The organism is Ruegeria arenilitoris (assembly GCF_013030985.1).
In the GTDB taxonomy this organism is placed as follows: Bacteria; Pseudomonadota; Alphaproteobacteria; order Rhodobacterales; family Rhodobacteraceae; genus Ruegeria; species Ruegeria arenilitoris_B.
In genome coordinates this window covers 84398-107397 of record NZ_WPYP01000002.1, presented here as the reverse complement: position 1 = coordinate 107397, position 23000 = coordinate 84398, and the positions used below count along the sequence as shown (strand labels likewise).

Annotated in this window: 21 protein-coding genes; 14 read left to right on the top strand and 7 right to left on the bottom strand. The window is 60.4% G+C overall.

Annotation, left to right across the window (positions count from 1 at the left end):
• Positions 1-115: 115 nt before the first annotated feature.
• The 6 genes from GOX88_RS06360 (at position 116) to GOX88_RS06335 (ending at position 7483) form a co-directional block, all read left to right on the top strand.
• Positions 116-1687 carry a Re/Si-specific NAD(P)(+) transhydrogenase subunit alpha gene (locus GOX88_RS06360; protein WP_170400357.1) on the top strand — a complete coding sequence of 524 codons (1572 nt, stop codon included), beginning with the start codon at positions 116-118 and terminating at the stop codon, positions 1685-1687.
• Positions 1688-1700: 13 nt separating this feature from the next.
• Positions 1701-3155: an NAD(P)(+) transhydrogenase (Re/Si-specific) subunit beta gene (locus tag GOX88_RS06355; protein WP_170400356.1), complete on the top strand. Its 1455-nt coding sequence runs from the start codon at positions 1701-1703 to the stop codon at positions 3153-3155.
• A gap of 153 nt (positions 3156-3308) precedes the next feature.
• Positions 3309-3665: a VOC family protein gene (locus GOX88_RS06350; protein WP_170400355.1), complete on the top strand. Its 357-nt coding sequence runs from the start codon at positions 3309-3311 to the stop codon at positions 3663-3665.
• Positions 3666-3772: 107 nt separating this feature from the next.
• Positions 3773-5050, top strand: a complete 1278-nt coding sequence (locus GOX88_RS06345) for a DUF3422 family protein (RefSeq protein ID WP_170400354.1) — start codon at positions 3773-3775, stop codon at positions 5048-5050.
• A 69-nt stretch (positions 5051-5119) separates the two neighbouring features.
• Positions 5120-6262, top strand: coding sequence for an MFS transporter (locus GOX88_RS06340; RefSeq protein WP_367647760.1), 1143 nt, complete (start codon positions 5120-5122; stop codon positions 6260-6262).
• A gap of 57 nt (positions 6263-6319) precedes the next feature.
• Entirely contained in the window at positions 6320-7483 is a 1164-nt protein-coding gene (locus GOX88_RS06335) for a M20 aminoacylase family protein (RefSeq protein ID WP_170400353.1), read from the top strand.
• Positions 7484-7534: 51 nt separating this feature from the next.
• Here GOX88_RS06335 and GOX88_RS06330 read toward each other — a convergent pair whose 3' ends face one another.
• Together GOX88_RS06330 and moaA are read right to left on the bottom strand one after the other, a co-directional pair.
• A complete protein-coding gene (locus GOX88_RS06330) occupies positions 7535-8857 on the bottom strand; it encodes a 3-deoxy-D-manno-octulosonic acid transferase (protein ID WP_170400352.1) in 1323 nt (440 codons plus the stop codon).
• A gap of 1 nt (position 8858) precedes the next feature.
• Positions 8859-9866, bottom strand: coding sequence for a GTP 3',8-cyclase MoaA (gene moaA, locus GOX88_RS06325; protein WP_170400351.1), 1008 nt, complete (start codon positions 9864-9866; stop codon positions 8859-8861).
• 204 nt (positions 9867-10070) lie between these two features.
• Here moaA and GOX88_RS06320 point away from each other — a divergent pair, with 204 nt between their 5' ends.
• Positions 10071-10373, top strand: coding sequence for a hypothetical protein (locus GOX88_RS06320; RefSeq protein WP_254443294.1), 303 nt, complete (start codon positions 10071-10073; stop codon positions 10371-10373).
• Here the strand turns inward: GOX88_RS06320 and GOX88_RS06315 are convergent.
• Genes GOX88_RS06315 through glmU form a run of 4 tightly spaced genes read right to left on the bottom strand, consistent with a single transcriptional unit; the run spans position 10361 to position 14771 of the window.
• Positions 10361-11047 (bottom strand): DNA alkylation repair protein, encoded by a 687-nt coding sequence (locus GOX88_RS06315; RefSeq protein WP_170400349.1) that lies wholly within the window; start codon positions 11045-11047, stop codon positions 10361-10363. The genes GOX88_RS06320 and GOX88_RS06315 overlap by 13 nt on opposite strands.
• A gap of 4 nt (positions 11048-11051) precedes the next feature.
• Entirely contained in the window at positions 11052-11591 is a 540-nt protein-coding gene (locus GOX88_RS06310; RefSeq protein ID WP_170400348.1) for a pyridoxamine 5'-phosphate oxidase family protein, read from the bottom strand.
• A 3-nt stretch (positions 11592-11594) separates the two neighbouring features.
• Positions 11595-13415: a glutamine--fructose-6-phosphate transaminase (isomerizing) gene (gene glmS, locus GOX88_RS06305; protein WP_170400347.1), complete on the bottom strand. Its 1821-nt coding sequence runs from the start codon at positions 13413-13415 to the stop codon at positions 11595-11597.
• Between the two features lie 3 nt (positions 13416-13418).
• Entirely contained in the window at positions 13419-14771 is a 1353-nt protein-coding gene (gene glmU, locus GOX88_RS06300; protein WP_170400346.1) for a bifunctional UDP-N-acetylglucosamine diphosphorylase/glucosamine-1-phosphate N-acetyltransferase GlmU, read from the bottom strand.
• A 134-nt stretch (positions 14772-14905) separates the two neighbouring features.
• Here glmU and GOX88_RS06295 point away from each other — a divergent pair, with 134 nt between their 5' ends.
• From GOX88_RS06295 to GOX88_RS06285, 3 genes are all read left to right on the top strand, one after another.
• Positions 14906-15577 carry an HAD-IA family hydrolase gene (locus GOX88_RS06295; RefSeq protein WP_170400345.1) on the top strand — a complete coding sequence of 224 codons (672 nt, stop codon included), beginning with the start codon at positions 14906-14908 and terminating at the stop codon, positions 15575-15577.
• A gap of 39 nt (positions 15578-15616) precedes the next feature.
• Positions 15617-16807, top strand: a complete 1191-nt coding sequence (locus GOX88_RS06290) for a DegT/DnrJ/EryC1/StrS family aminotransferase (protein WP_170400344.1) — start codon at positions 15617-15619, stop codon at positions 16805-16807.
• Positions 16808-16971: 164 nt separating this feature from the next.
• Complete coding sequence (locus GOX88_RS06285; RefSeq protein WP_170400343.1) at positions 16972-18135, top strand: isovaleryl-CoA dehydrogenase; 1164 nt, start codon at positions 16972-16974, stop codon at positions 18133-18135.
• Between the two features lie 49 nt (positions 18136-18184).
• Here GOX88_RS06285 and GOX88_RS06280 read toward each other — a convergent pair whose 3' ends face one another.
• Positions 18185-18787 carry an OmpW/AlkL family protein gene (locus GOX88_RS06280; RefSeq protein ID WP_170400342.1) on the bottom strand — a complete coding sequence of 201 codons (603 nt, stop codon included), beginning with the start codon at positions 18785-18787 and terminating at the stop codon, positions 18185-18187.
• 136 nt (positions 18788-18923) lie between these two features.
• Here GOX88_RS06280 and GOX88_RS06275 point away from each other — a divergent pair, with 136 nt between their 5' ends.
• Genes GOX88_RS06275 through GOX88_RS06260 form a run of 4 tightly spaced genes read left to right on the top strand, consistent with a single transcriptional unit; the run spans position 18924 to position 22997 of the window.
• The gene (locus GOX88_RS06275) at positions 18924-20465 is read left to right on the top strand and encodes an AMP-binding protein (protein WP_170400341.1); all 1542 of its coding nucleotides are present in this window, start codon (positions 18924-18926) and stop codon (positions 20463-20465) included.
• A complete protein-coding gene (locus GOX88_RS06270; protein WP_170400340.1) occupies positions 20462-20971 on the top strand; it encodes a hypothetical protein in 510 nt (169 codons plus the stop codon). Before GOX88_RS06275 ends, GOX88_RS06270 begins: the two co-directional genes overlap by 4 nt.
• Positions 20968-22572, top strand: coding sequence for a carboxyl transferase domain-containing protein (locus GOX88_RS06265; RefSeq protein ID WP_170400339.1), 1605 nt, complete (start codon positions 20968-20970; stop codon positions 22570-22572). The genes GOX88_RS06270 and GOX88_RS06265 overlap by 4 nt, the downstream gene beginning before the upstream one ends.
• Positions 22572-22997 (top strand): ASCH domain-containing protein, encoded by a 426-nt coding sequence (locus tag GOX88_RS06260; protein WP_170400338.1) that lies wholly within the window; start codon positions 22572-22574, stop codon positions 22995-22997. The genes GOX88_RS06265 and GOX88_RS06260 overlap by 1 nt, the downstream gene beginning before the upstream one ends.
• Positions 22998-23000 lie beyond the last annotated feature (3 nt).

The following is a 23000-nucleotide window of genomic DNA, read 5'->3' as shown; positions in this document are numbered from 1 at the left end:
TGACATTACGTAACAAATGCTGCGCTTGCGAAATAATGTTGCGCAGGATACATGTTTGCTGAACAAACATAACCGACCACACGCTCGGATCGAGTGAAAACTAGGGGGACTGCCAGTGAAGATAGGCACACCAAAGGAAATACTGGACGGTGAGAACCGGGTCGCGATGACCCCGGATTCGGCTGTGCAGTTGCAGAAGCTGGGCTATGAATGCGCCATCGAAAAAGGGGCGGGTGCTGCTGCTGGTTTTTCGGATGAGGCCTATGAGGCTGCGGGCGTCGAGATCGTGAAAACTGCCGCGTCGCTGTGGAAAACCGCCGATATCGTCGCCAAGGTCCGGATCCCGACCGAGGCCGAGATGAAGCGTCTGACCAAGGGCAAGACGCTGATTTCCTTCTTCAACCCTGCAGGCAACGAAGAGGGGATGGAGTTGGCAAAGTCCAAGGGCGCCAACGTCATCGCCATGGAAATGGTGCCGCGGATTTCGCGTGCTCAGAAAATGGACGCGCTGTCGTCGATGGCCAATATCGCCGGTTACCGCGCGGTGATCGAAGCAGGCAACAACTTTGGCCGCTTCTTCACCGGTCAGGTGACGGCGGCCGGTAAGGTTCCGCCTGCGAAGGTTCTGATCGTCGGGGCCGGTGTGGCCGGTCTGGCCGCCATCGGAACCTCGACCTCTCTGGGTGCGATCACCTACGCGTTCGACGTGCGCCCCGAAGTGGCCGAGCAGGTCGAATCCATGGGTGCCGAGTTTGTCTATCTGGACTTCGAGGAAGACCAGCAGGACGGCGCGGCGACCGGCGGCTATGCTTCGGTTCAGTCCGAGGAGTTCCGCGAAGCGCAGCTGGCCAAGTTCCGTGAGCTTGCTCCGGAAATGGACATCGTCATCACTACCGCCCTGATCCCCAACCGTCCGGCTCCCAAGCTGTGGCTGGAGGACATGGTCAAGGCGATGAAGCCGGGCTCGGTCATCGTTGACCTTGCAGCCGAGCGTGGCGGCAACGTGGAAGGCACCGTGCCGGACGAGAAGGTCGTCACCAACAATGGCGTGACCATCATCGGCTATACCGACTTCCCCAGCCGGATGGCGGCGCAGTCCTCGTCTCTGTACGCGACCAACATCCGCCACATGATGACCGACCTGACTCCTGAAAAAGACGGTCAGATCAATCATGACATGGAAGATGACGTGATCCGCGGCGCGACCGTGACCCACGAGGGCGAGATCACCTTCCCGCCGCCGCCGCCCAAGGTGCAGGCGATCGCGGCGCAGAAAAAGCCCGAGGTCAAGGAACTGACCGCGGAAGAGAAAAAGGCGCAGGAGATTGCGGCCTTCAAAGCGCAGACCAAGCAGCAGTTCACCCTGCTGGGTGTCGGCGGCGCGCTGATGCTGCTGGTGGGGCTGATCGCTCCGGCCAGCTTCATGCAACACTTCATCGTCTTCGTGCTGGCGATCTTTGTGGGCTTCCAGGTGATCTGGAATGTCTCGCACAGCTTGCACACACCGCTGATGGCGATCACCAACGCGATCTCGTCGATCATTATCGTTGGGGCCTTGATGCAGATCGGGTCGGGTTCGTTCCTGGTCATCCTGCTGGCGGCGTTGTCCGTCTTCATGGCCGGGATCAACATCTTCGGCGGCTTCCTCGTAACCCGGCGCATGCTCGCCATGTTCCAGAAATCTTAAGGAGGCCGGGCACATGGAATTTGGCTTCACCACTGCCGCCTATGTTGTTGCGGCTGTTCTGTTCATCCTTTCGCTCGGCGGTCTGTCGAACCAGGAAAGCGCCAAACGCGCGGTTTGGTACGGCATCGTCGGTATGGCTCTGGCGGTCTTTGCCACGCTTGTTGGCCCCGGTTCCGGCCTGTGGCTGCTGTCGCTGCTGCTGATCGCCGGTGGCGGCTTCATTGGCCAGTATGTTGCGCAGCGCGTGCAGATGACCGAAATGCCGCAGCTGGTGGCCGCGATGCACTCGCTGGTCGGTCTGGCAGCTGTGTTCGTCGGCTTCAACGCGCATTTCGAAGTTCTGAACGTCGCCGAAGTGATGGCGGTTGCAGATGCCTCGAAAGAGGTGCTGTACACCGGGCTCGGAGGGTTTGGGCAGCTGATCGCCAAGAAAACCCCGGCGGAACTGTCGATCCTGCATGTCGAGCTGTTCCTGGGTGTCTTCATCGGTGCGATCACCTTTACCGGCTCGGTCGTGGCCTATGGCAAGCTGGCGGGCAAGGTGACTTCGGCGGCAACCAAGCTGCCCGGCGGTCACGCGCTGAACGCAGCCGCAGCGGGTCTCTCGCTGATCTGCCTGATCTGGTACACCGCTTCGGGCGGCTTCTTCCCGCTGTTCCTGATGACGCTGGCGGCACTGTTCATCGGCTATCACCTGATCATGGGTATCGGTGGCGCCGACATGCCGGTGGTTGTGTCGATGCTGAACAGCTACTCGGGCTGGGCGGCCGCGGCCATTGGCTTCTCGCTGGGCAACGACCTGCTGATCGTGGTCGGTGCGCTGGTCGGCTCGTCAGGTGCGATTCTGTCTTACATCATGTGTAAGGCGATGAACCGGCACTTTGTCAGCGTGATCCTGGGCGGCTTTGGTGGCCCACAAGGGGAGCAGATGGCAGTGGAAGGTGAACAGGTTGCCATCGATGCCGACGGCGTTGCGGCCGCTTTGAACGACGCCGACAGTGTGATCATCATCCCCGGTTACGGCATGGCGGTGGCGCAGGCGCAGCAGTCGGTCTCAGAACTGGTCCGCAAGCTGCGGGCCAAAGGCAAAGAGGTGCGCTTTGCGATCCACCCCGTTGCCGGTCGTCTGCCGGGTCACATGAACGTGCTGCTGGCCGAGGCGAAGGTGCCGTATGACATCGTTCTGGAAATGGACGAGATCAACGACGACTTCCCGGACACAGACGTGGCCATCGTCATCGGCTCAAACGACATCGTGAACCCTGCGGCGCAGGAAGATCCCAACAGCCCCATCGCCGGCATGCCGGTTCTGGAATGCTGGAAGGCCAAGCAGGTATTCGTCTCGAAACGCGGTCAGGGTACCGGCTATTCGGGCATCGAAAACCCGCTGTTCTTCAAGGAGAACACCCGCATGTTCTATGGCGACGCAAAACAGTCGCTCGACAAACTCCTGCCAATGATCGACTGATCAGCAGGTTTAGCCAAACTGCAAAGGGCGCCTACGGGCGCCCTTTTCTCTTTTTCTTGGCAGGGGGGCTTTGCCCCCAAACCCCCCAAGATATTTTTGGCCAGATGAAGCAAGCGGGGTATCATTGGGCAACGCAACTCTGGGAGGCCGGTGATGCAAAAGGTGAATGGTATAGGCGGCATGTTCTTTCGCGCGCGCGATCCTGATACCCTGAGTGCCTGGTACGAAAAGCACCTTGGCGTCAATTACTATGATCCTGTGCCTTGGAAGCAGCGCGAGGGGTACACGGTGTTTGCCCCCTTTGCGCAGGACACCGAGTATTTCGGGCGGGCAGAGCAGCAATGGATGATCAACTTCCGCGTGGATGATCTGGCCGCGATGATTGCGCAGCTACAAGGTGCCGGGATCATGGTTGAAACCCGCGATGAATGGGACAGTGAAGTCGGAAAATTCGCCCGCATTCACGACCCCGAGGGCAATCCGATTGAGCTGTGGCAGCCAAATCAATGACATAGCTGGAAATGTATACAGTCGTATCCATGTAAGTATATGAAATAAAAAGAGAATTGATGTATTTCCGATGTCCCGTATAGTGCCGGGGTGAATCGGAGCCCTATATGACGCCCATCGACGACCATCCGCTGCGCTATGCGCTGGCCAATGAGCTGCACGCGCGCCCTTTTCCGGTGGCGGGAACCCCGTGCACTGTGGCTTTTCTTGCGATCAAAAAGCCCGAAGCCGCCGCGGCGCGGGATCGGGCTGAGGATCTGGCCCATTTGATCAATCTGCTGGATCGACACGGTGCACAGCATCCGCAGCCGCAGGCCACTCACTACGCAGGGCAGATCGGTCGTCACTGGTTGAAATGGGAACAGCATACCGAATTTGTTACTTACACCGCGATCACTCAAAACGTCAGTGACCGTGCCTTCAACCCTGCTGACTTTGAGGTCTTTCCACCTGATTGGTTGATGTCCAGCCCCGGCCAGCGCGTTACCTCGGCCATGATCCGTGTGGTCGAACGGCAGGAGGATGAAGCGGTCCAGGCGTCGCTGGCGGATTGGTTTGAGCCCGAAAGCCTGGCCGTGGCGCGGGTGTTGGACGATGCAGCCATCTGCGCCTGCGATTTCCGCATCGATCCGGCCGGTCACATGCGTTTTGCGCTGTTTGTAACCAAGGGCTCCGGGCGGCGCAGGACCGGTCGCATCATCCAGCGCCTGTGTGAGATCGAGACCTACAAGGCGATGTCGATGCTGGGTTTCGCTCGGGTCAAACAGCTGATGCCGCGCATTGGCGAGTTGGACAGAAGGCTGACCGGCTTGATGGGGCAAATGACCGACAATTCGGCGCATCCCGACGAATTGCTGCCCGACCTACTGTCAACCTCGACCGAGCTTGAGACCCTCTCGGCCCAATGCTCATTCCGCTTTGGGGCCACCGGCGCATACGAGGCGATTGTGAACCAACGGATCGAGGTGCTGCGGGAGGAGCGGTTTGAGGGGCGTCAGAGCTTTGCCGACTTCATGATGCGTCGTTACGATCCTGCCATGCGTACCGTGAAATCTACGGAACGTCGCCTGCAGGCGTTGTCTGACCGGGCCATTCGGGCGGGTGAATTGTTGCGTACGCGGGTTGACGTGGAGCGCAGTGCGCAGAACCAGGCGCTGTTGGAAAGCATGGATCGCCGCGCCGATCTGGCCCTGCGCCTTCAGCACACGGTCGAGGGGCTCTCGGTCGTGGCGATCAGCTATTATGCCGTCTCGCTGGTCAGCTATGTGCTGTACCCACTGACCAAGGCCGGGATGAGCAAGGGGATGTTGACGGCGGCGGTGACGATCCCGGTGGTGCTGGCGGTCTGGTTCTTTATCCGGCAGGTCCGCAAGCGGCTGGAATGAACGGCATTTGCCAATCCGCTGCAAGCCTGTAGAACGGGGGTGAGTGGCGCTTTTTGCGAAGGAAACCCGGTGATCGGACTTGTGGCCGCGTGGCGGGCCGTGGCTGCCATGTTCATCCTGAACGGTGCGCTGTTCGGCATCTGGGCGTCTCGTATTCCCGCCGTGCGCGACCGGCTGGACCTGACGCATGAGGCGCTGGGTTTTGGCCTTTTGTTCATGGCGGCTGGGGCTGTGTGTTCCTTCCCGGTGACCGGGCGGCTGACCGACCGGTTTGGTGCCGTAGCGCTGACTCGGGTCATAGCGGTTCTCTATACGCTGTCTCTAATCCTGCTGGCCATGGCGGGTGGGTTCTGGACGTTGGCGGCGTTCCTGTTTGTTTTCGGGGCATTTCACGGCTCGATGGACGTGGCGATGAACGCCTGGGCGGCCGAGGTGGAACAAGCCTATCGCAAGCCGGTCATGTCCTCGTTTCACGCGATGTGGAGCCTTGGGGCCGGGCTGGGAGCGCTCAGCGGATATGGCGCGGTGCAGATGGGGCTGACAGTGATGCAGCACTTCTTGCTGGCCGGTGGCGTGGTCGTGGCCTTGGCGCTGGCTTTATCTTGGGTGCGCTGGTCGTCCCGCAAGGCCGCATCGCCTGGGGGCACGTTTTTTGCACTACCCTCCGGCGCGCTGATCCTTGTCGGTTTCACTGCCCTGTGCGGAGCGCTGGGAGAAGGTGCCGTGGCGGATTGGAGCGCGATTTTCCTGCGCGACGTGACCGGAGCAGCGGAAAGCACCGCGGCCCTCGGGTACGCCGTGTTTTCGGTGACCATGGTGGCTTTCCGGTTGGTCGGGGGCTTTGTGATAGCCCGTTTTGGCCCTGTTGCCACCGCCCGTTTCGGTGGCGTTTGCGCGGCGTTGGGCGTGCTTGGAGTAGTCTTGGCAGGCGAGGCTGGGCTGGCGCTGGCAGGCTTTGCCATGATGGGGGTTGGTTATGCCGTGATCATGCCGCTGGCCTTCAGTCGCGCGGCCAATGACCCGCATGTCCCGCCCGGACAGGCCATAGCCAGCGTTGCGACGCTAGGTTACGGAGGGCTGTTGATCGGCCCGCCGCTTATTGGGTTTCTGGCGGAAATGCTTACATTACGACTGGCGTTCACAGCCTTGCTGCCTTTGGCTGTTCTAATTGTCCTGTTGTCCGGCGCGCTGCGGCCTGCGCCTCTGGATTGACGCCACGAATTCAAGCCGAGGTGTGCCTCGGTGAAAAGAACAAGATGGGAGATAACCATGCCGATCAAGAACCGTTTCGCCGAGTTGCAGGGTGAAATCACCGAATGGCGCCGGGACATTCATGAAAACCCCGAGATCCTGTTTGAGACCCACCGCACAAGCGCGTTGGTCGCGGACAAGCTTAAGGAATTCGGCTGTGACGAGGTCGTGACAGGTATAGGTCGCACCGGGGTTGTTGGTGTTATCAAGGGCAAGGTCGATACAGGCGGTAAGGTGATCGGCCTGCGGGCGGATATGGATGCGCTGCCGATCCATGAGGCGACGGGTCTGGACTATGCCTCCAAGACCGACGGGGCGATGCACGCTTGTGGTCATGATGGGCACACGGCGATGTTGTTGGGGGCGGCGAAATACCTCTCGGAAACCCGGAATTTCGACGGAACCGTTGTGGTGATTTTCCAGCCGGCGGAAGAGGGCGGCGGCGGCGGTCGCGAAATGTGCGAAGACGGCATGATGGACCGCTGGGGCATTCAGGAGGTCTATGGGATGCACAATTGGCCCGGCCGCCCTGTAGGCAGTTTCGCCATTCGTCCGGGCGCGTTTTTTGCGGCCACTGATCAGTTCGACATTACCTTCGAAGGCAAGGGTGGGCATGCGGCCAAACCGCATGAGACGATCGATACCACCGTGATGGCCGCGCAAGCGGTGCTGGCTTTGCAGACGGTTGCTGCGCGCAATGCTGATCCGGTGGACCAAGTGGTGGTTTCGGTGACGTCGTTTGAAACATCCACCACCGCCTTCAATGTGATCCCGCAGAGGGTGCAGGTGAAAGGAACCGTCCGTACGATGAGTTCGGAGATGCGCGATCTGGCAGAGAAACGTATCAAGGAGATTTGCAACGGTGTGGCCGCAACCTTTGGCGGGACCGTCGAGGTGACCTATTACCGGGGATACCCGGTGATGGTGAACAGTGACGCGCAGACCGATTTCGCGGCTGATGTGGCGCGATCCATTTCCGGCAGCTGCGACGAGGCGCCTTTGATCATGGGCGGCGAGGATTTTGCCTTTATGCTCGAGGAGCGTCCGGGGGCTTATATCCTGGTCGGCAATGGCGACACGGCCGCCGTGCATCATCCCGAATACAACTTCAACGATGAGGCTATTCCGGCAGGGTGCAGTTGGTGGGCCGAGATTGTGGAACAGCGGATGCCTGCGGCTTGATCTTGGGATGCCGAAGCGAGGGGCCAGCCCCTCGCGCTCCCCGAGATATTTTTAGACAGATGAAGTTGGATCCCGGTCAGACAAGCTGAGTTGGGTGCAGAGCGTTTCGACGATGGAATCCAGTGCGGTTTTTTGGGTGTTCACGCAGGATTTTGCAGCGCTGCGCGCCGTGTCCAGAGCGTTCTGATCCGACAGCCAGGTTGCCACGCCGGCGGCCAGGTCGGGGGCGGATTGGACTTGCAGCGCTCCACCTGTTTCGATCAGCGGGGCAAAGGTTTCGGCGAAGTTGAAATAGCCCGGTCCGGTGATCACTGCGGCTCCGGCCTGTGCGGGTTCGAACGGGTTGTGGCCGCCGATCTCTTTCAGTGATCCGCCCAGAAACACGATGGGGCAAAGGGCGTACCATGTGCCGGTCTCACCCAGAGTGTCAGCCACGTAGATCTGCGTTTCCCCGGTGATCTGATCTCCGGCAGACCGGAATGCCGCGGTTTGTCCGGCCTGCTCAATCAGCGCGGCCACGTCATTGCGGCGTTCAGGGTGGCGGGGGATCAGCAACAAAAGCAGATCGGGCCAGCGTTTGAGCAAATCTGCATGGGCCGTCAGTACGGTTTCTTCTTCACCCGCATGGGTGGAACTGGCGATCCAGACAGGGCGGTTTCCGATTTGCGCGCGGATGTCCGATAGCGTGGGTTCATCCACCGGCAGCGGGTCGGACATCGCCTTGAGGTTTGTGCCGGGTTGAACACGATCCGCCCGCGCGCCCATGTCGATCAGGTTTGCCGCCGTCTTGTCATTCTGTGTCAGGAACAGGCGGAAGTGGTCCAGAATGAAGCGCGCCGTGTCGGGGCGTTTCTTCCAACCTTGGACGGATTTGTCCGACAAGCGCGCGTTGAGCAGCGCCAGAGGGATACCACGCGCCGCGCCTTCGACGATCAGGCGCGGCCAGATTTCGCTTTCGACAAAGATACCGGCGTCGGGGCGCCAGTGATCCAGAAAACGCCGAACGGGGCCGGGCATGTCGAGGGGTGGGTATTGGTGGCGTGCGCGCGCCGGCATTCGCTTTTCGATCAGCGCGGCCGAGGTGGGCGTCCCCGAGGTGATCAGAAACTCGGCATCGGGCAGACGCTCACCCAACCGTTTGATCAGACTGATCACCGACAGGGTTTCGCCGACGCTTGCGGCGTGGAACCAGATCAGACGTCCATCGGGGCGGGGCAGGCTGGCGTGGCCCAGACGTTCTTGCTGTCGTAGCTCGGGAACGTCAGCGGCCTGCAGCTTGTTCCGCACCGTGCGCCAGACCAGAGGGCCGGCAACAGAGGTCAGGCCGCAATACAGTTGATAGAGCAGCGTTGGTCGACCCGGTTGATCCGGCATGTCAGCCGCCCGTGTGGCTCATGTGACGGCTCATCTGGCCGTCAACCGCCTGACGGGAATAGTCGAAATCGTGGCCTTTGGGCTTGAGGTTGATCGCGGCGCGGATCGCATCCTCGAGCGGTTGCTCGGTGTCGGTATGGTCGCGCAGGGCACCGCGCAGGTCGGCCATGTCCTCTTGGCCGAGGCACATATACAGCTCACCTGTGCAGGTCAGGCGCACGCGGTTGCAGCTTTCACAGAAGTTATGGGACAGCGGCGTGATGAAGCCGATCTTTTGCCCGGTCTCCTCCAACCGCACATAGCGCGCAGGTCCGCCGGTGCGTTCGGCCAGATCGGTCACCGTATAGTGGTTCTCGTATTCCTTGCGCACGTCTTTCAGCGACCAGTACTGGTCCAGCCGATCCTCGTTGCCGATATCACCCATGGGCATGACCTCGATCCAGGTCAGGTCCATGTCGCGTTCAGCGCACCAGTTCGTGATCGTCGGCAGCTCTGCTTCGTTAAAACCCTTCAGGGCCACCGCGTTGATCTTGATCCGCAGTCCGGCTTTTTGCGCCGCGTCGATGCCGTTCAGCACCTGTTTCAGGCGGCCCCAGCGGGTGATCTGCGCGAATTTGTCCTCGTCCAGCGTATCCAGTGAGATATTCACCCGGCGTACGCCTGCGGCATAGAGATCATCCGCAAAGCGATGCAGCTGCGAACCGTTGGTGGTCAGCGTCAGCTCTTTCAACGCGCCGCTGTCCAGGTGGCGGGTCATGCTGTTGAAAAACGTCATGATATTGCGGCGGACCAGAGGCTCACCACCGGTGATCCGCAGCTTTTCCACCCCCATTTTCACGAAGATGGTACACATGCGGTCCAGCTCTTCCAGCGTCAGCAGGTCTTTCTTAGGCAGGAACTTCATGTCCTCGGACATGCAGTACACACAGCGGAAATCGCAGCGGTCCGTGACGGAGACGCGGAGATAGGTAATCGCACGAGCGAACGGGTCGATAAGCGGAGCAGTCATTCGGTATAGGTAAAGCTGCGACATGGTCGCGACAAGGGCGAAGTTTCCTTTGCGCTGGTACAGATGCGCGCAGGGCAGTAGGCTGTCGGCATGAGATATTTGCTTTTGACTATGTGTGTTCTTATTGCGGGCTGCGACACTGTGCGGTCGACGACGGATCGCGTGTTGGGGTCGGATAGCGCACCTGTTGAAGCGGAAGAGGCCGTGACAGAGGAAACCGTCGAACCCGAACTGGTTGCGACCGCGCCTGCTGGCTGGGTCGGGGCAAAGACCACCATTGCCGGGTTGGGCGACCCGACGACGCCGGGCCGTTGGCTGCAGACGCCGCTGGTCGATACCGAGTTCACCGGCCGCGTGGTTGTGCCGAAAACCGGATCGCAGGCCTATATCACTCTGGTTCCGGCGCCCGGGCCGGAGAGTGGTGGCAGCCGATTGTCGCTGGACGCGATGCGAGCCTTGCTGCTGCCGTTTGACGAGTTGGTAGAACTTGAGGTCTATTCCAACTGATCTTTCAGGAACTTTCCGGCTTCGCGGCGGGCAAAGGGTTTCATTGCGCCGCCGTGATTGTTCAGGAAGGTGATTACGCGATCCGGGTCGTGTTTGGACAACTCACGCAGCCACCATGCGATGGCTTTCTGGATGAACCAATCGCGGTCGGGCACATAGCCTGCAGCCCAGCCGAGGATACGGTCGCGCCGCGCCAGATCATCGGGTTTGGGGTGGTTCTGCTTGGTCCAGGGCAGCGTCGCCACCAGCGCCGCGCGTCGCGTCCACATATGTTCCGATTGAGTCCAGCCTTCGACCTGATCCAGCCGGGACGGATCAGCCGATAAGCGTTTCTGCATCGCCATGCAGGCGTGATCGGCCACCGCCCAGGCATCGAAATCAGGCAGCCAGCTTTGCAGCAGCTCCCAAACCGCCTCATCGGGGCGAATGCGTGCCTGTGTCAGCAGTTTGGCTGCGGCCAGACGGCCTTCGTGGATGTTGGTCTGCCAGAGCGCATTTGCCAGTTCCACGCGCGCGGGCACATCCAGTTCCTGGCGCCAGGCTTTGGTCAGGTCATTCAGCACCGGGTTTCCAACGCCCAGATAGGGGCGGTCGGCCTTGTGATAGGCCGCCATCTGCTCGGCACGTTCGGCATCCGCATGAGCTTTGATCTGATCGAGGTAAGTGTTCAGCATCGATTTAGTTTGCGCGGGTCGGTTTGCCGTCGATGGTATGTTGGTTCTTTTCCACCCAATAGGCGCGGATATCGTTATCCGACTTGCCATCCACCCATTTCTGCATGGTTTCCCGGTCGGACTGATACTCCATAAATGGCACCGCATAGCCACAGGAGGTCTGAACGAGGTCGATATCCAGATCATAAATCTGCCGGGCGCTGCGGTGGTCGGGGAACAGATCGGCCAGTTCGTCCCAGCCAGTGTCCCCAACATGCAAAGTGCGCGCGGTCCCATAAGTGCGCAGGATCAGCGGGCGTGTGGTGAAAGAACACCACATCAGCGTCATGCGATTGGTTTCCAGCAGATGTCCGGCGGTTTCATTGCCACTGCCGGTCAGGTTCATCCAGACAATCCGGTTCGGCCCCAGAACGCGCAGCGAGTCCATTCCCTTGGGTGAGATATTCACCCGCCCATCAGGTGCGGCGGTGCCGACGAAAAAGATGTGCTGATCTTGGATGAACTTGCGCTGGGCGTCATCCAGTTCCGGGAATTGCTTGGCCATGCTTCACTCCACCGTGACGGATTTCGCCAGATTGCGCGGTTGGTCCACATCTGTGCCTTTGGCCACTGCCGTGTGATAGGCCAGCAGTTGCGCCGGAACCGAATACAGGATCGGGGCAAGGCTGGGGTGAATGTGGGGCATACGGATGGTGCTCCAGACACCGTCTTCCGCCTCGGCAATGCCATCATCGTCCGAGACCAGGATGACCTTGCCCTTGCGCGCCATGACTTCCTGCATGTTCGAGACGGTCTTGTCGAACACCGTATCGCGCGGGGCCATGACGACCACCGGCATGTGTTTGTCGATCAGGGCGATGGGGCCGTGTTTCAGCTCACCTGACGCATAACCTTCGGCGTGGATATAGCTGATTTCCTTGAGTTTCAGCGCGCCTTCCATGGCCAAAGGATACATCAGGCCGCGGCCCAGAAACAGCACGTCGCGGGCCTCGGACAGGCGCTGGGCCGATTTCTTTATGGCGCGGTTCTGATCCAGCGCGGTGTTGAGCGCCGTCGGCAGCCCGCGCAGCGCGGCGGCGTGATCAGCCAGTTCTTCGTCGCTGAGCGTGCCGCGGTCCGCCGCAGCCTTCAACGCCAGCATCAGCAACACGCTCAGCTGGCAGGTGAATGCCTTGGTCGAGGCCACGCCGATCTCGACCCCAGCATGGATGGGCAGGGCGAGGTCGCTTTCCCGGGCGATCGAGCTTTCGGGGACATTGATCACCGACACGATCTTGTCGGCCTTGCCCTCGCAATAGCGCAGGGCAGCCAGCGTGTCGGCAGTTTCGCCCGACTGGCTGACAAACAGTGCCGCCGTCCGGCCCGGGATCGGGGGTTCGCGATAGCGGAACTCGCTGGCGATATCGACCTCGACAGGCATCTTGGCCAACTGTTCGAACCAGTATTTCGCGGTCAGGCAGGCGTAGAAAGCCGTGCCACAGGCGACCATGGTCAGACGGTCAAGCTTGGTGAAGTCCAGATCACCGGGCAAGACGACCTCATCCCCGCCGGTGGGCAGGTAAGATCGGATCGCCTCGGCCACCACCACGGGCTGCTCGGCCATTTCCTTGGCCATGAAGTGTTTGTGACCGGCTTTGTCGGCCCGCGTCTGATCCAGCTTGATCTTCCGGGTTTCGCGGTTGGCCAGCTCTCCGGCCTCGTTGCGGATTTCCAGCGAAGTGCGGGTCAGGACCGCACGGTCGCCTTCCTCAAGATAGGTGATGCGGTCGGTCAGCGGCGCCAGCGCAATCGCGTCCGAACCCACGAACATCTCGCCAACCCCATGCCCGATGGCCAGAGGTGAGCCCTTGCGGGCCGCAACGATCAGATCGTCCTGTCCATCGAACAGGAAGGCCAACGCAAAAGCACCCTTGAGGCGGTTGATGGTCTTGAAGGCGGCGTCAACCGGGGACAGACCGGTGTTCAGGTAATGCTCGGCCATCAGGGCAACTGTTTCGGTGTCGGTTTCGGTCACGAAGTCCACGCCATGTTCAGCCAGTTCCGCCCGCAACTCACGATAGTTCTCGACGATACCGTTATGTACCACGGCGACCGGGCCGGCCTGGTGGGGGTGCGCATTGGTGACCGAGGGCGCGCCATGAGTGGCCCAGCGAGTGTGTCCGATGCCGGATTTGCCCGGCAGCGGGTCGTGCACCAGCAGATCGCTGAGGTTGACCAGCTTGCCCACCGCACGGCGCCGCCCAAGCGCGCCGTTATTGACCGTGGCGATGCCCGCGCTGTCATAGCCGCGATATTCCAGCCGTTTCAGGGCTTCGACCAGAATGGGGGCGGCTTCGTGTTCGCCCAGAACACCTACGATTCCACACATGGATCAGGCTCCTTTGTCGCGGCGAGCCTTCTTCGCCTTCAACATGTCAAACAGTTTACGCGCATAACCCGGCTTGTTGTCCTGCTTGGCGCGGGCCACAGCCAGCGCGTCAGCCTCTACGTCGCGGGTCACTACGGTTCCGGTTGCCGTCATCGCGCCGTCTCCCAGCGTGACCGGGGCCACCAGCATGGTGTTCGAGCCGATAAAGACATTCTCGCCAATCGTAGTGCGGTGCTTCATCACGCCGTCATAGTTGCAGGTGATCGTTCCCGCGCCGATATTCGTGGCCGCCCCGACCGAGGCATCGCCGATATAGCTGAGGTGGTTGACCTTGGCGCCCTCGGCGATTTCAGCGTTCTTGATCTCAACAAAATTGCCGATTCGGGTGTTTTCCGCCAACTCTGCGCCGGGGCGCAGGCGGGCATAAGGGCCAACGACGGCACCACGGCTGACATGGCAACCCTCCAGATGCGAAAACGCCCGGATCGTCGCGCCGCTTTCGACGGTGACACCGGGACCGAAGACCACGTTGGGCTCTATCACCGTATCGCGACCGATGACCGTGTCGGCGGCCAGATAGACGGTTTCAGGGGCCATCAGGGTGACGCCCAGTTCCAACAAGGCGGCACGTGCATTGGCTTGAAACACGGCATCCGCCGCGGCCAGATCAACACGCGAGTTCACGCCCAGCGTTTGTGCTTCGTCGCAGGCGACGGCGGTGACTTTCAGGTCGCGGTTGCGGGCGATTTCAACCACGTCGGTCAGGTAATATTCACCTGCTGCGTTGTCATTTTCCACTGCATCAATCAGGGAGAACAGCGTCTTTGCATCACACGCCAAAAGGCCCGAGTTACAGAAAGTTATGGCGCGTTCCTGATCCGAGGCATCCTTGAACTCGACGATCCGTTCCAGACTGTTGCCATTCATGACCAGGCGGCCATAGCGGGCGGGGTCGGCGGCCTCGAAACCCAGAATGACCAGATCGTTGTCCGTCCGGGCTGCGATCATGCGCTCCAGCGTGTCGGGTTGCAGAAACGGCGTGTCACCGTAGAGAACGACCACATCGCCTTCGAACCCCGTCAGCGCGTCACGAGCCTGTGCTACGGCATGGGCAGTGCCCAGTTGTTCTTCCTGTACCGCGATCTGCGCGGTGTCGTCCTCGTCCGCGGCGACTTTTGCCACGGCCTCGGCCCCATGGCCGGTGACGATCACGGTGCGCTCGGGCGACAGCACGGCACCGGCGCGCATGGCATGGACCAGCATGGGGGTCTGGGCGATGGGGTGCAGAACCTTGGGGGTATCCGAATGCATCCTGGTGCCTTTCCCGGCGGCAAGGATGACAAGGGCAGTGCTCATGAAATCGATTTCTCTTTGTGTTTTGTTGCCGTCCGTTTTATCCGCTGAGGTCAAAGGCGCAAGCGGTTCAGCCATCAAACAAGATTGCCGTTTGCAACAGGACACGGCAAAAAACCGCCGAGGCAGGAGGCACAATGCGCACGGTTATCTTCGATCTGGACGGAACTCTGGCCGATACGTCGGGCGATCTGCTGGCTGCGGCGAACCACTGTTTTCGGCAGATGGGACATGGCGATGTGCTGGTGCACGAGCAGGACGCGGCGGTTGCGTTGCGAGGCGGGCGGATGATGCTGACGCATGGGCTCAGGCGGGTCGGGGCCTATGACGAAGATACGGTTCACGCCTATTATCCAACGCTGCTCGAGGCGTATTCCCAGGCCATCGACACTCACACGCAGTTCTATCCCGGCGCGTTGGACGCGGTCGAGGTTTTGCGGTCGGCGGGCTATGGCGTGGGCATCTGCACCAACAAGCCAGAGGCGCTGGCGCATCAGTTGCTGACCCAGATGGGAGTGCGGGATGCGTTCGCTTCTCTGGTCGGGGCCGACACGTTGCCAGTGCGCAAGCCGGATCCGGAACCCCTGCGTGAGGCCGCGCGCCGTGCGGGTGGGCATCCCGATCTGTGCGTGCTGATCGGAGATTCAGATACTGACCGCAACACAGCGCGTGCGGCAGGTGTGCCCTCGGTTCTTGTCACGTTCGGCCCGTCCGGCGATGACATGGCCGCGCTGGAGCCCGAGGCGTTGCTGCATCACTTCGACGATCTGCATTCGGTGGTCGAAGGGTTGATCGGTGCGGCGGCGTGATCTCTTGACCCTCAACCTATGCAGCATCAGAAAAAGCCTATGACTGAGATATTCACTGGCAGCTTCACCCAGCAGGAACCTATCCCCGAAGAGGCGATCGAGGCCGCGATGGCCGTCCTGCGCCACGGACGCCTGCACCGTTACAACGTCGTGCCCGGTGAGTTGGGCGAAACCGCTTTGCTGGAGCAGGAATTTGCTGCGCAGATGGGGGCGAAATACTGTCTGGCGGTGTCCTCCGGCGGCTATGCATTGGCGACGGCGCTGCGGGCAGTAGGAGTGCAGCCGGGCGATCCGGTTCTTACCAATGCTTTCACACTGGCCCCGGTGCCGGGGGCGATTGCCTCGGTCGGGGCGCGGCCGATCTTTGTTGGGGTGACCGAGAGCCTGACGATTGATCTGGCTGACCTTGAGGCAAAGCTGGATCAGGCGAAGGTCCTGATGCTCAGCCATATGCGCGGACATTTGTGCGACATGGATCGACTGATGCAGATGTGCGATGCGGCAGGCGTTATCGTGATCGAGGATTGCGCCCACACGATGGGCGCGGCGTGGCACGGGCAGCTTTCGGGGCGGCAGGGGGCGATAGGGTGCTATTCCTGTCAGACCTATAAGCACGTCAATTCCGGTGAAGGCGGGTTGCTGATCACCGATGACGAAGAACTGGCGGCCAAGGCGACGATGCTGTCGGGGTCCTATATGCTCTACGAACGCCATCTTGCCGCGCCGGTGCCCGAGGTGTTCGAGCGGATCAAGTACACAACGCCAAACGTATCCGGCCGTATGGACAACCTACGCGCGGCCATTCTACGTCCGCAACTGCGCGATCTGGACCGGCAGGTCCAGCGCTGGAACGAACGCTATGATGAGATTGTCGCAGGGTTGCGCGGAACACCGGGTCTGACCATCGTCGAACGCCCCGAAGAGGAAACCTATGTCGGGTCGTCGATCCAGTTCCTGCTACTCGAGTGGTCGCCGGAGCGCATTGCCGAGGTGATCCGACGCTGTGCTGCGCGTGGGGTGGAGCTCAAATGGTTCGGCGGGGCTGAGCCGAGCGGGTTCACCTCCCGCTATGACAGTTGGCGTTATGCGGACAGCGTGCCTATGCCCGCCAGTGATCGCATTCTGGCCGGTATCATGGACATGCGTGTGCCTCTGACCTTTTCGCTGGAGGATTGCCGCCTGATCGCGCGTATCATCCGATCCGAGGTTGGCGCGGTCTATCAGTCCTGATCCAATTGAGTGCACCTGCGGTGCACGCTCTATTTGACAGCCGCCTTTGGGGCGGCTGTCTGCGTTTTGGGAGGTCGTGCCGATCAGGGTCGTTGACCAGATGCAATCCGGCTGCTATCAGTTTATTGAACATGTGTTCATTTATGCGAAGGAGGAGATCGCGTATGTTCTCGGCCACAATGCAATTTGATCTGGGCGAAGACGTGAATGCCCTGCGCGAGATGGTGCACCGCTGGGCGCAGGATCGGGTCAAGCCGATCGCGGCTGAGGTCGACAAGTCCAACGCTTTTCCCAATGAATTGTGGAAAGAGATGGGCGATTTGGGGATGCTTGGGATCACCGTGCCCGAAGAATACGGTGGGGCGGGGATGTCGTACCTGGCCCATACCGTTGCGGTAGAGGAGGTGGCGCGGGCGTCGGCCTCGGTTTCGTTGTCTTACGGGGCGCATTCGAATCTGTGCGTCAACCAGATCAAGCTGAATGGAACCGACGAGCAGAAGGCGAAGTATCTGCCGCGTCTGATTTCGGGAGAGCATGTGGGCGCATTGGCGATGTCCGAGGCCTCGGCGGGATCTGATGTGGTTTCGATGAAACTGCGCGCGGAAAAGCGCAACGATCATTATCGGCTGAACGGCAACAAGTACTGGATCACCAACGGGCCGGATGCTGACACTCTGGTTGTCTATGCCAAGACAGACCCGGAGGCAGGGTCAAAGGGGATCACGGCCTTTCTGATCGAAAAAGAGATGAAGGGATTTTCGACCTCGCCCCATTTCGACAAGCTGGGGATGCGTGGTTCGAACACGGCCGAGCTGATTTTTGAAGACGTCGAAGTGCCGTTCGAAAACGTTCTGGGCGAAGAGGGTAGGGGCATCGCTGTACTGATGTCCGGTCTGGACTATGAGCGCGTGGTTCTGGCCGGGATCGGGACGGGCATCATGGCGGCCTGTCTGGACGAGATCATGCCCTATCTGGCTGAGCGCAAGCAGTTCGGCAAACCCATCGGCAACTTTCAACTGATGCAGGGCAAGATCGCCGACATGTACACCGCGATGAATTCCGCGCGGGCTTATGTGTATGAGGTTGCCAAGGCTTGTGACCGGGGGGATGTGACCCGTCAGGACGCGGCGGCGTGCTGTCTTTACGCCTCAGAACAGGCGATGGTGCAGGCGCATCAGGCGGTGCAGGCGATGGGTGGGGCCGGGTTCCTGTCGGATTCGGCGGTCAGCCGAATTTTCCGTGATGCCAAGCTGATGGAGATCGGCGCGGGGACCAGCGAAATTCGCCGGATGCTGATCGGGCGCGAGTTGATGAGCGAAATGCTGTGATGAAAAAACGCCCCACATACAGGGAACTGTGGGGCGTTCTTTCAAAGGATCAGAAGCTATGGACGTAGGATACGCCGACCAGCCAAGGATCGATTTCGGCGGTGCCGACATCGGTGCCGCCCAGCGAAACGTCCGAGTCGATGTCGAACCAGCGGACGTTCAGACGTACGGCACCTTTTTCGGTGACCATGTAATCCAGACCAGCCTGCAGCGCGATGCCGAAGGAGTTGTCAAGCTCGAGTCCGGGCAGCTCTTCGTCGAAGAAAATTGTGTAGTTCAGGCCTGCACCGACATAGGGTTTCCAAACGCTGTTGGTCGGGAAGTGGTAGTTCAGCGACAGGGTGGGCGGCAGGTGCTTGACGCTGCCCGCATCAATGCTGCCGTTCAGAGTGATATCGTGTTTGAACGGGGTAGCCGCCAGAAGTTCGATACCCAGGTTGTCGCGGACGAAATATTCCACGGTAAAGATCGGGCGCGTGTCCGAATCCACTTCGACGTCGAGGCCACCGGTCAGTGTGCCATTGTCGGATTTCGGGTCGAGGTAGCCAACACCAATACCCACGGTCCAGTCACCTTGGTTCTGGGCCATTGCAGGGGCGGCAAGCGCGACAAGCGCTGTAGAGAGTGTCAAAGCGGCGAGTGTTTTGGTCATTTTAAGGCCTTTGAATTTGATGATGGGTTGGTTTTGCCGACCGAGGGCAAGGTAAACTCTGATCTGCATCAAGTTTCCGTGGGATATGAGGCGGGTATCCGTTCTGAAAATGTCATGAAAACAAGGGCTTTTGAGCATGCGTCCCGTTGAAATCATACCGGGTATGCGGGAATCGGGGAGGTGGGACATACCTGCCCGGCTCAACATGGCGCGGCAGTGCCTGAGCCATCCCGGTGACAGTATCGCCATCATTGATCTGACAGCGGGGGCGCGGGACGTCGTCACGTATGGCCAGCTTGGGCGCATGACCGATGGGATCGCGCGGACGATGCAGGAACAGGTGCAACCCGGTGACCGCGTCGGCGTGCTGCTCAGCCAATCGCCGTGGTGCGCGGCGGCGCATCTGGCGGTCTGGAAGCTCGGGGCGATTTCGGTGCCGCTTTTTAAGCTGTTCAAACATGACGCGCTGGCCTCTCGGGTTGGCGACGCCGGGGCGCAGGCGGTGCTGACGGATGGTGACGGTGCCGCATTGCTGGGCGATCTGGCGCAGCCGATCCGGGTTGATCAGATTGCGCCGTCCGATGATCCGCTGCCCTTTGCCGATACCGGCCCCGAGGACCCGGCGGTTTTGATCTATACCTCGGGCACCACCGGCAGCCCGAAGGGGGCGCTGCACGGGCACAGGGTTCTGACCGGGCATCTGCCGGGCGTTTCGATCAGCCACAACCACCTGCGGGACGGAGACTGCCTTTGGACGCCCGCCGACTGGGCCTGGATCGGAGGGTTGTTCGACGTGTTGATGCCAGGCTTGGCGCTGGGCATTCCCGTGGTGGCGGCGCGGCTCGAGAAGTTCACCCCTGAAGCCTGCGCCGATGTGATCGCGCGCGGCAATGTGCGCAACGTCTTCTTCCCGCCCACGGCCCTGCGAATGCTGAAGGCGGCGGATCAGAGCCTCCTGGGCCTGCGTTCGGTTGCGTCAGGTGGTGAACCTCTGGGGGCCGAAATGCTGACCTGGGGGCAAAAGGCGTTTGGCCTGACGATCAACGAGTTTTACGGCCAGACCGAATGCAACATGGTCGTGTCCTCCTGCGCCGAGGATTTCCAGGTGCGTCCCGGCTGTATTGGCAAGCCGGTGCTGGGGCATGAGGTGGAGGTGATCGACGAAAGCGGCAACCCGACCAGCGAGGAAGGCGACGTGGCCATCCGGCGCGGCTCGGCCTCGATGCTGCTGGAATACTGGAGCCGGCCCGATGCGACCGCTGAAAAGTTCCGCGGCGATTGGCTGATCACCGGAGACCGCGGCGTGTGGGAGGGTGACTATCTGCGCTTTGTGGGTCGTGATGACGACGTGATCACCTCGGCGGGCTATCGCATTGGCCCGGCTGAGATCGAGGATTGTTTGCTGACCCACCCGGCGGTGGCGACGGTGGGCGTGGTCGGCAAGCCCGACCCGCTGCGGACCGAGATCGTGAAGGCCTATGTGGTGCTGAAACCGGGGGCTGAAGTCGATGAGCGGGAGTTGCAAGAGTGGGTCAAGGACCGTCTGGCGCAGTATTCCTATCCGCGCGAGGTGACCTTTCTGGAGGAACTGCCGATGACGGTGACGGGGAAGGTGATCCGGAAAGAGTTGAAGCGATTGGCGAACGCGGAATTTCTAGAAAGCAGAGATGCCCGATGATAAAGTCAATTATCCTTTTGTTTTCTCTGATCGCGCTTGTTGTCTCTACTGGTTTCAGTTTGGCGCAGAATGAAGAAGAGTATTCCATCTCTGAACCAGAAGAGCCTATCGTTTGGATCGAAGACTGGTTTGATGGTTGCGCGGCACTGAGCAATTCAACAAAAGTCACCATCTCAAAAATGACACTTGATTCAGATTGCGTTACGCAAGCTCTAGACTATTGCATCGGTGACATTTCGACGGATTTAGAAGAATGGTGCCAAATGGTCTTAATTGATCATCTACGGCACACAAGCGGTGAAATTTTGAGTTCCCTGCCTTCACAAGTCAGTCTCAGAGGCTTCGAGCAGAAATCCTACGAACGTGCGGTGTCACGTGCATCAAGATCGACTTCGAAAATTTGCGATGACACTGTGCCAGAACTGGAGTGTCAACTGCTGGACACAACTTTGAGATGGCTTGACTTGAGGTACGCTCAAAGGTTGCTGAAGGACAAAGGTGAATGAAACTCACATCCAAAGCCATGCCCGCCTCTGAGGGCTTCAAGACAAACCGCGCGGCGCATCTCGACGCTCTGGCTCAAATCTCAGACGCTGCCGAAAAGGCCCGCATGGGGGGCGGTGAGAAATCTCGCGCGCGGCATGAATCGCGGGGCAAAATGCTGCCGCGTCGTCGGGTGGCGAACCTGCTGGACCCGGGGTCTCCGTTTCTGGAAATCGGCGCGACTGCGGCGCATGGAATGTATGGCGACGCCGCGCCTTGCGCCGGGGTGATTGCGGGCATTGGCCGGGTGCAGGGGCGTGAGGTTATGGTGGTCTGCAACGATGCCACCGTGAAGGGCGGCACATACTATCCGATGACCGTCAAGAAACACCTCCGCGCGCAGGAGATTGCCGAGGAAAACCATCTGCCCTGCGTCTACCTGGTCGACAGCGGCGGTGCGAATCTACCAAATCAAGATGAGGTCTTCCCCGACCGCGACCACTTTGGCCGCATCTTCTATAACCAAGCACGGATGAGCGCGAAGGGGATCGCTCAGATCGCGGTTGTGATGGGGTCCTGTACGGCGGGCGGAGCCTATGTGCCTGCAATGTCCGATGTGACCATCATCGTGAAGGAACAGGGCACGATCTTTCTGGCCGGGCCGCCTCTGGTCAAGGCCGCGACGGGTGAGGTGGTCAGTGCTGAGGACTTGGGCGGTGGAGATGTGCATACCCGCCTGTCCGGCGTGGCGGATTACCTGGCTGAAGATGACGCCCATGCGCTGGCCTTAGCCCGCCGCGCCGTCGGTTCGCTGAACCTGCGCAAGCCGCAAACTGTGGATTGGGCCAGCCCCGAGGACCCGGCCTATGACCCCGAGGAAATTCTCGGTGTCGTCCCGGCTGATCTGCGCACGCCCTATGACATCCGCGAGGTGATTGCGCGGCTGGTCGATGGTTCCCGCTTCGATGAATTCAAGCCTCGGTTCGGCGAGACTCTGGTAACCGGATTTGCCCATGTCAAAGGCTGTCCGGTCGGGATCATCGCCAATAACGGTGTGCTGTTTTCCGAGTCGGCGCAGAAAGGTGCGCATTTTGTTGAGCTGTGTTCTCAGCGTCGTATCCCGCTGGTGTTCCTGCAGAACATCACCGGCTTCATGGTCGGTCGCAAATACGAGAACGAAGGCATCGCGCGGCACGGCGCCAAGATGGTGACGGCGGTCGCGACGACGAACGTGCCGAAGGTTACGATGCTGGTCGGCGGGTCCTTCGGGGCCGGTAATTACGGCATGTCGGGGCGGGCTTATCAGCCGCGGTTCCTGTGGACCTGGCCAAACTCACGCATTTCCGTGATGGGCGGAGAGCAGGCCGCAGGCGTTCTGGCCACTGTCAAGCGCGACGGGATCGAGCGGCAGGGCGGCACGTGGTCGGCCGAGGAAGAGGCCGAGTTCAAGCGCCCGACGCTTGAGATGTTCGAGGAGCAATCGCACCCGCTCTATGCCTCGGCGCGGTTGTGGGATGACGGCATAATCGACCCGCGCAAAAGCCGCGGCGTGCTGGCCCTGTCGCTGAGCGCGGCATTGAACGCCCCGATCGAGGAGACACGTTTCGGCGTGTTCAGGATGTGATGAACATGACAATGCAAGATGTATTGATCCGGTATCCCGGCGCACAAACTTTCAAATTTGGCGACAGCGCAAAGATGAGTGCCGAGTTGCTTTCACTGGTGCGTGCGGGCCGGAAAACGGCAACCTGTGGAGCGCTGAGGGACTATCCCGATGGCAGCCCCGAAACACCGGTCGTTGGGCGCCGCGACATCGCTTTGGAATGGGATGAAAGCCCTGCTTTGGTGATCGAGACCGTCGATGTTTCGGTCTGTCGTTTCTGCGATATGACCGAGGATTTCGCGTTGGCCGAGGGCGAAAATGAAACGCTTGAGGGATGGCGCGAAGATCATCGCCGGTACTTTGAGCGTAATGGTGGTTTTGATCCAGAGATGGAACTGTTGTGCGAACGGTTCCGCCTAATCGAAGATCTGGCGGTTGAGGGGTAAGAG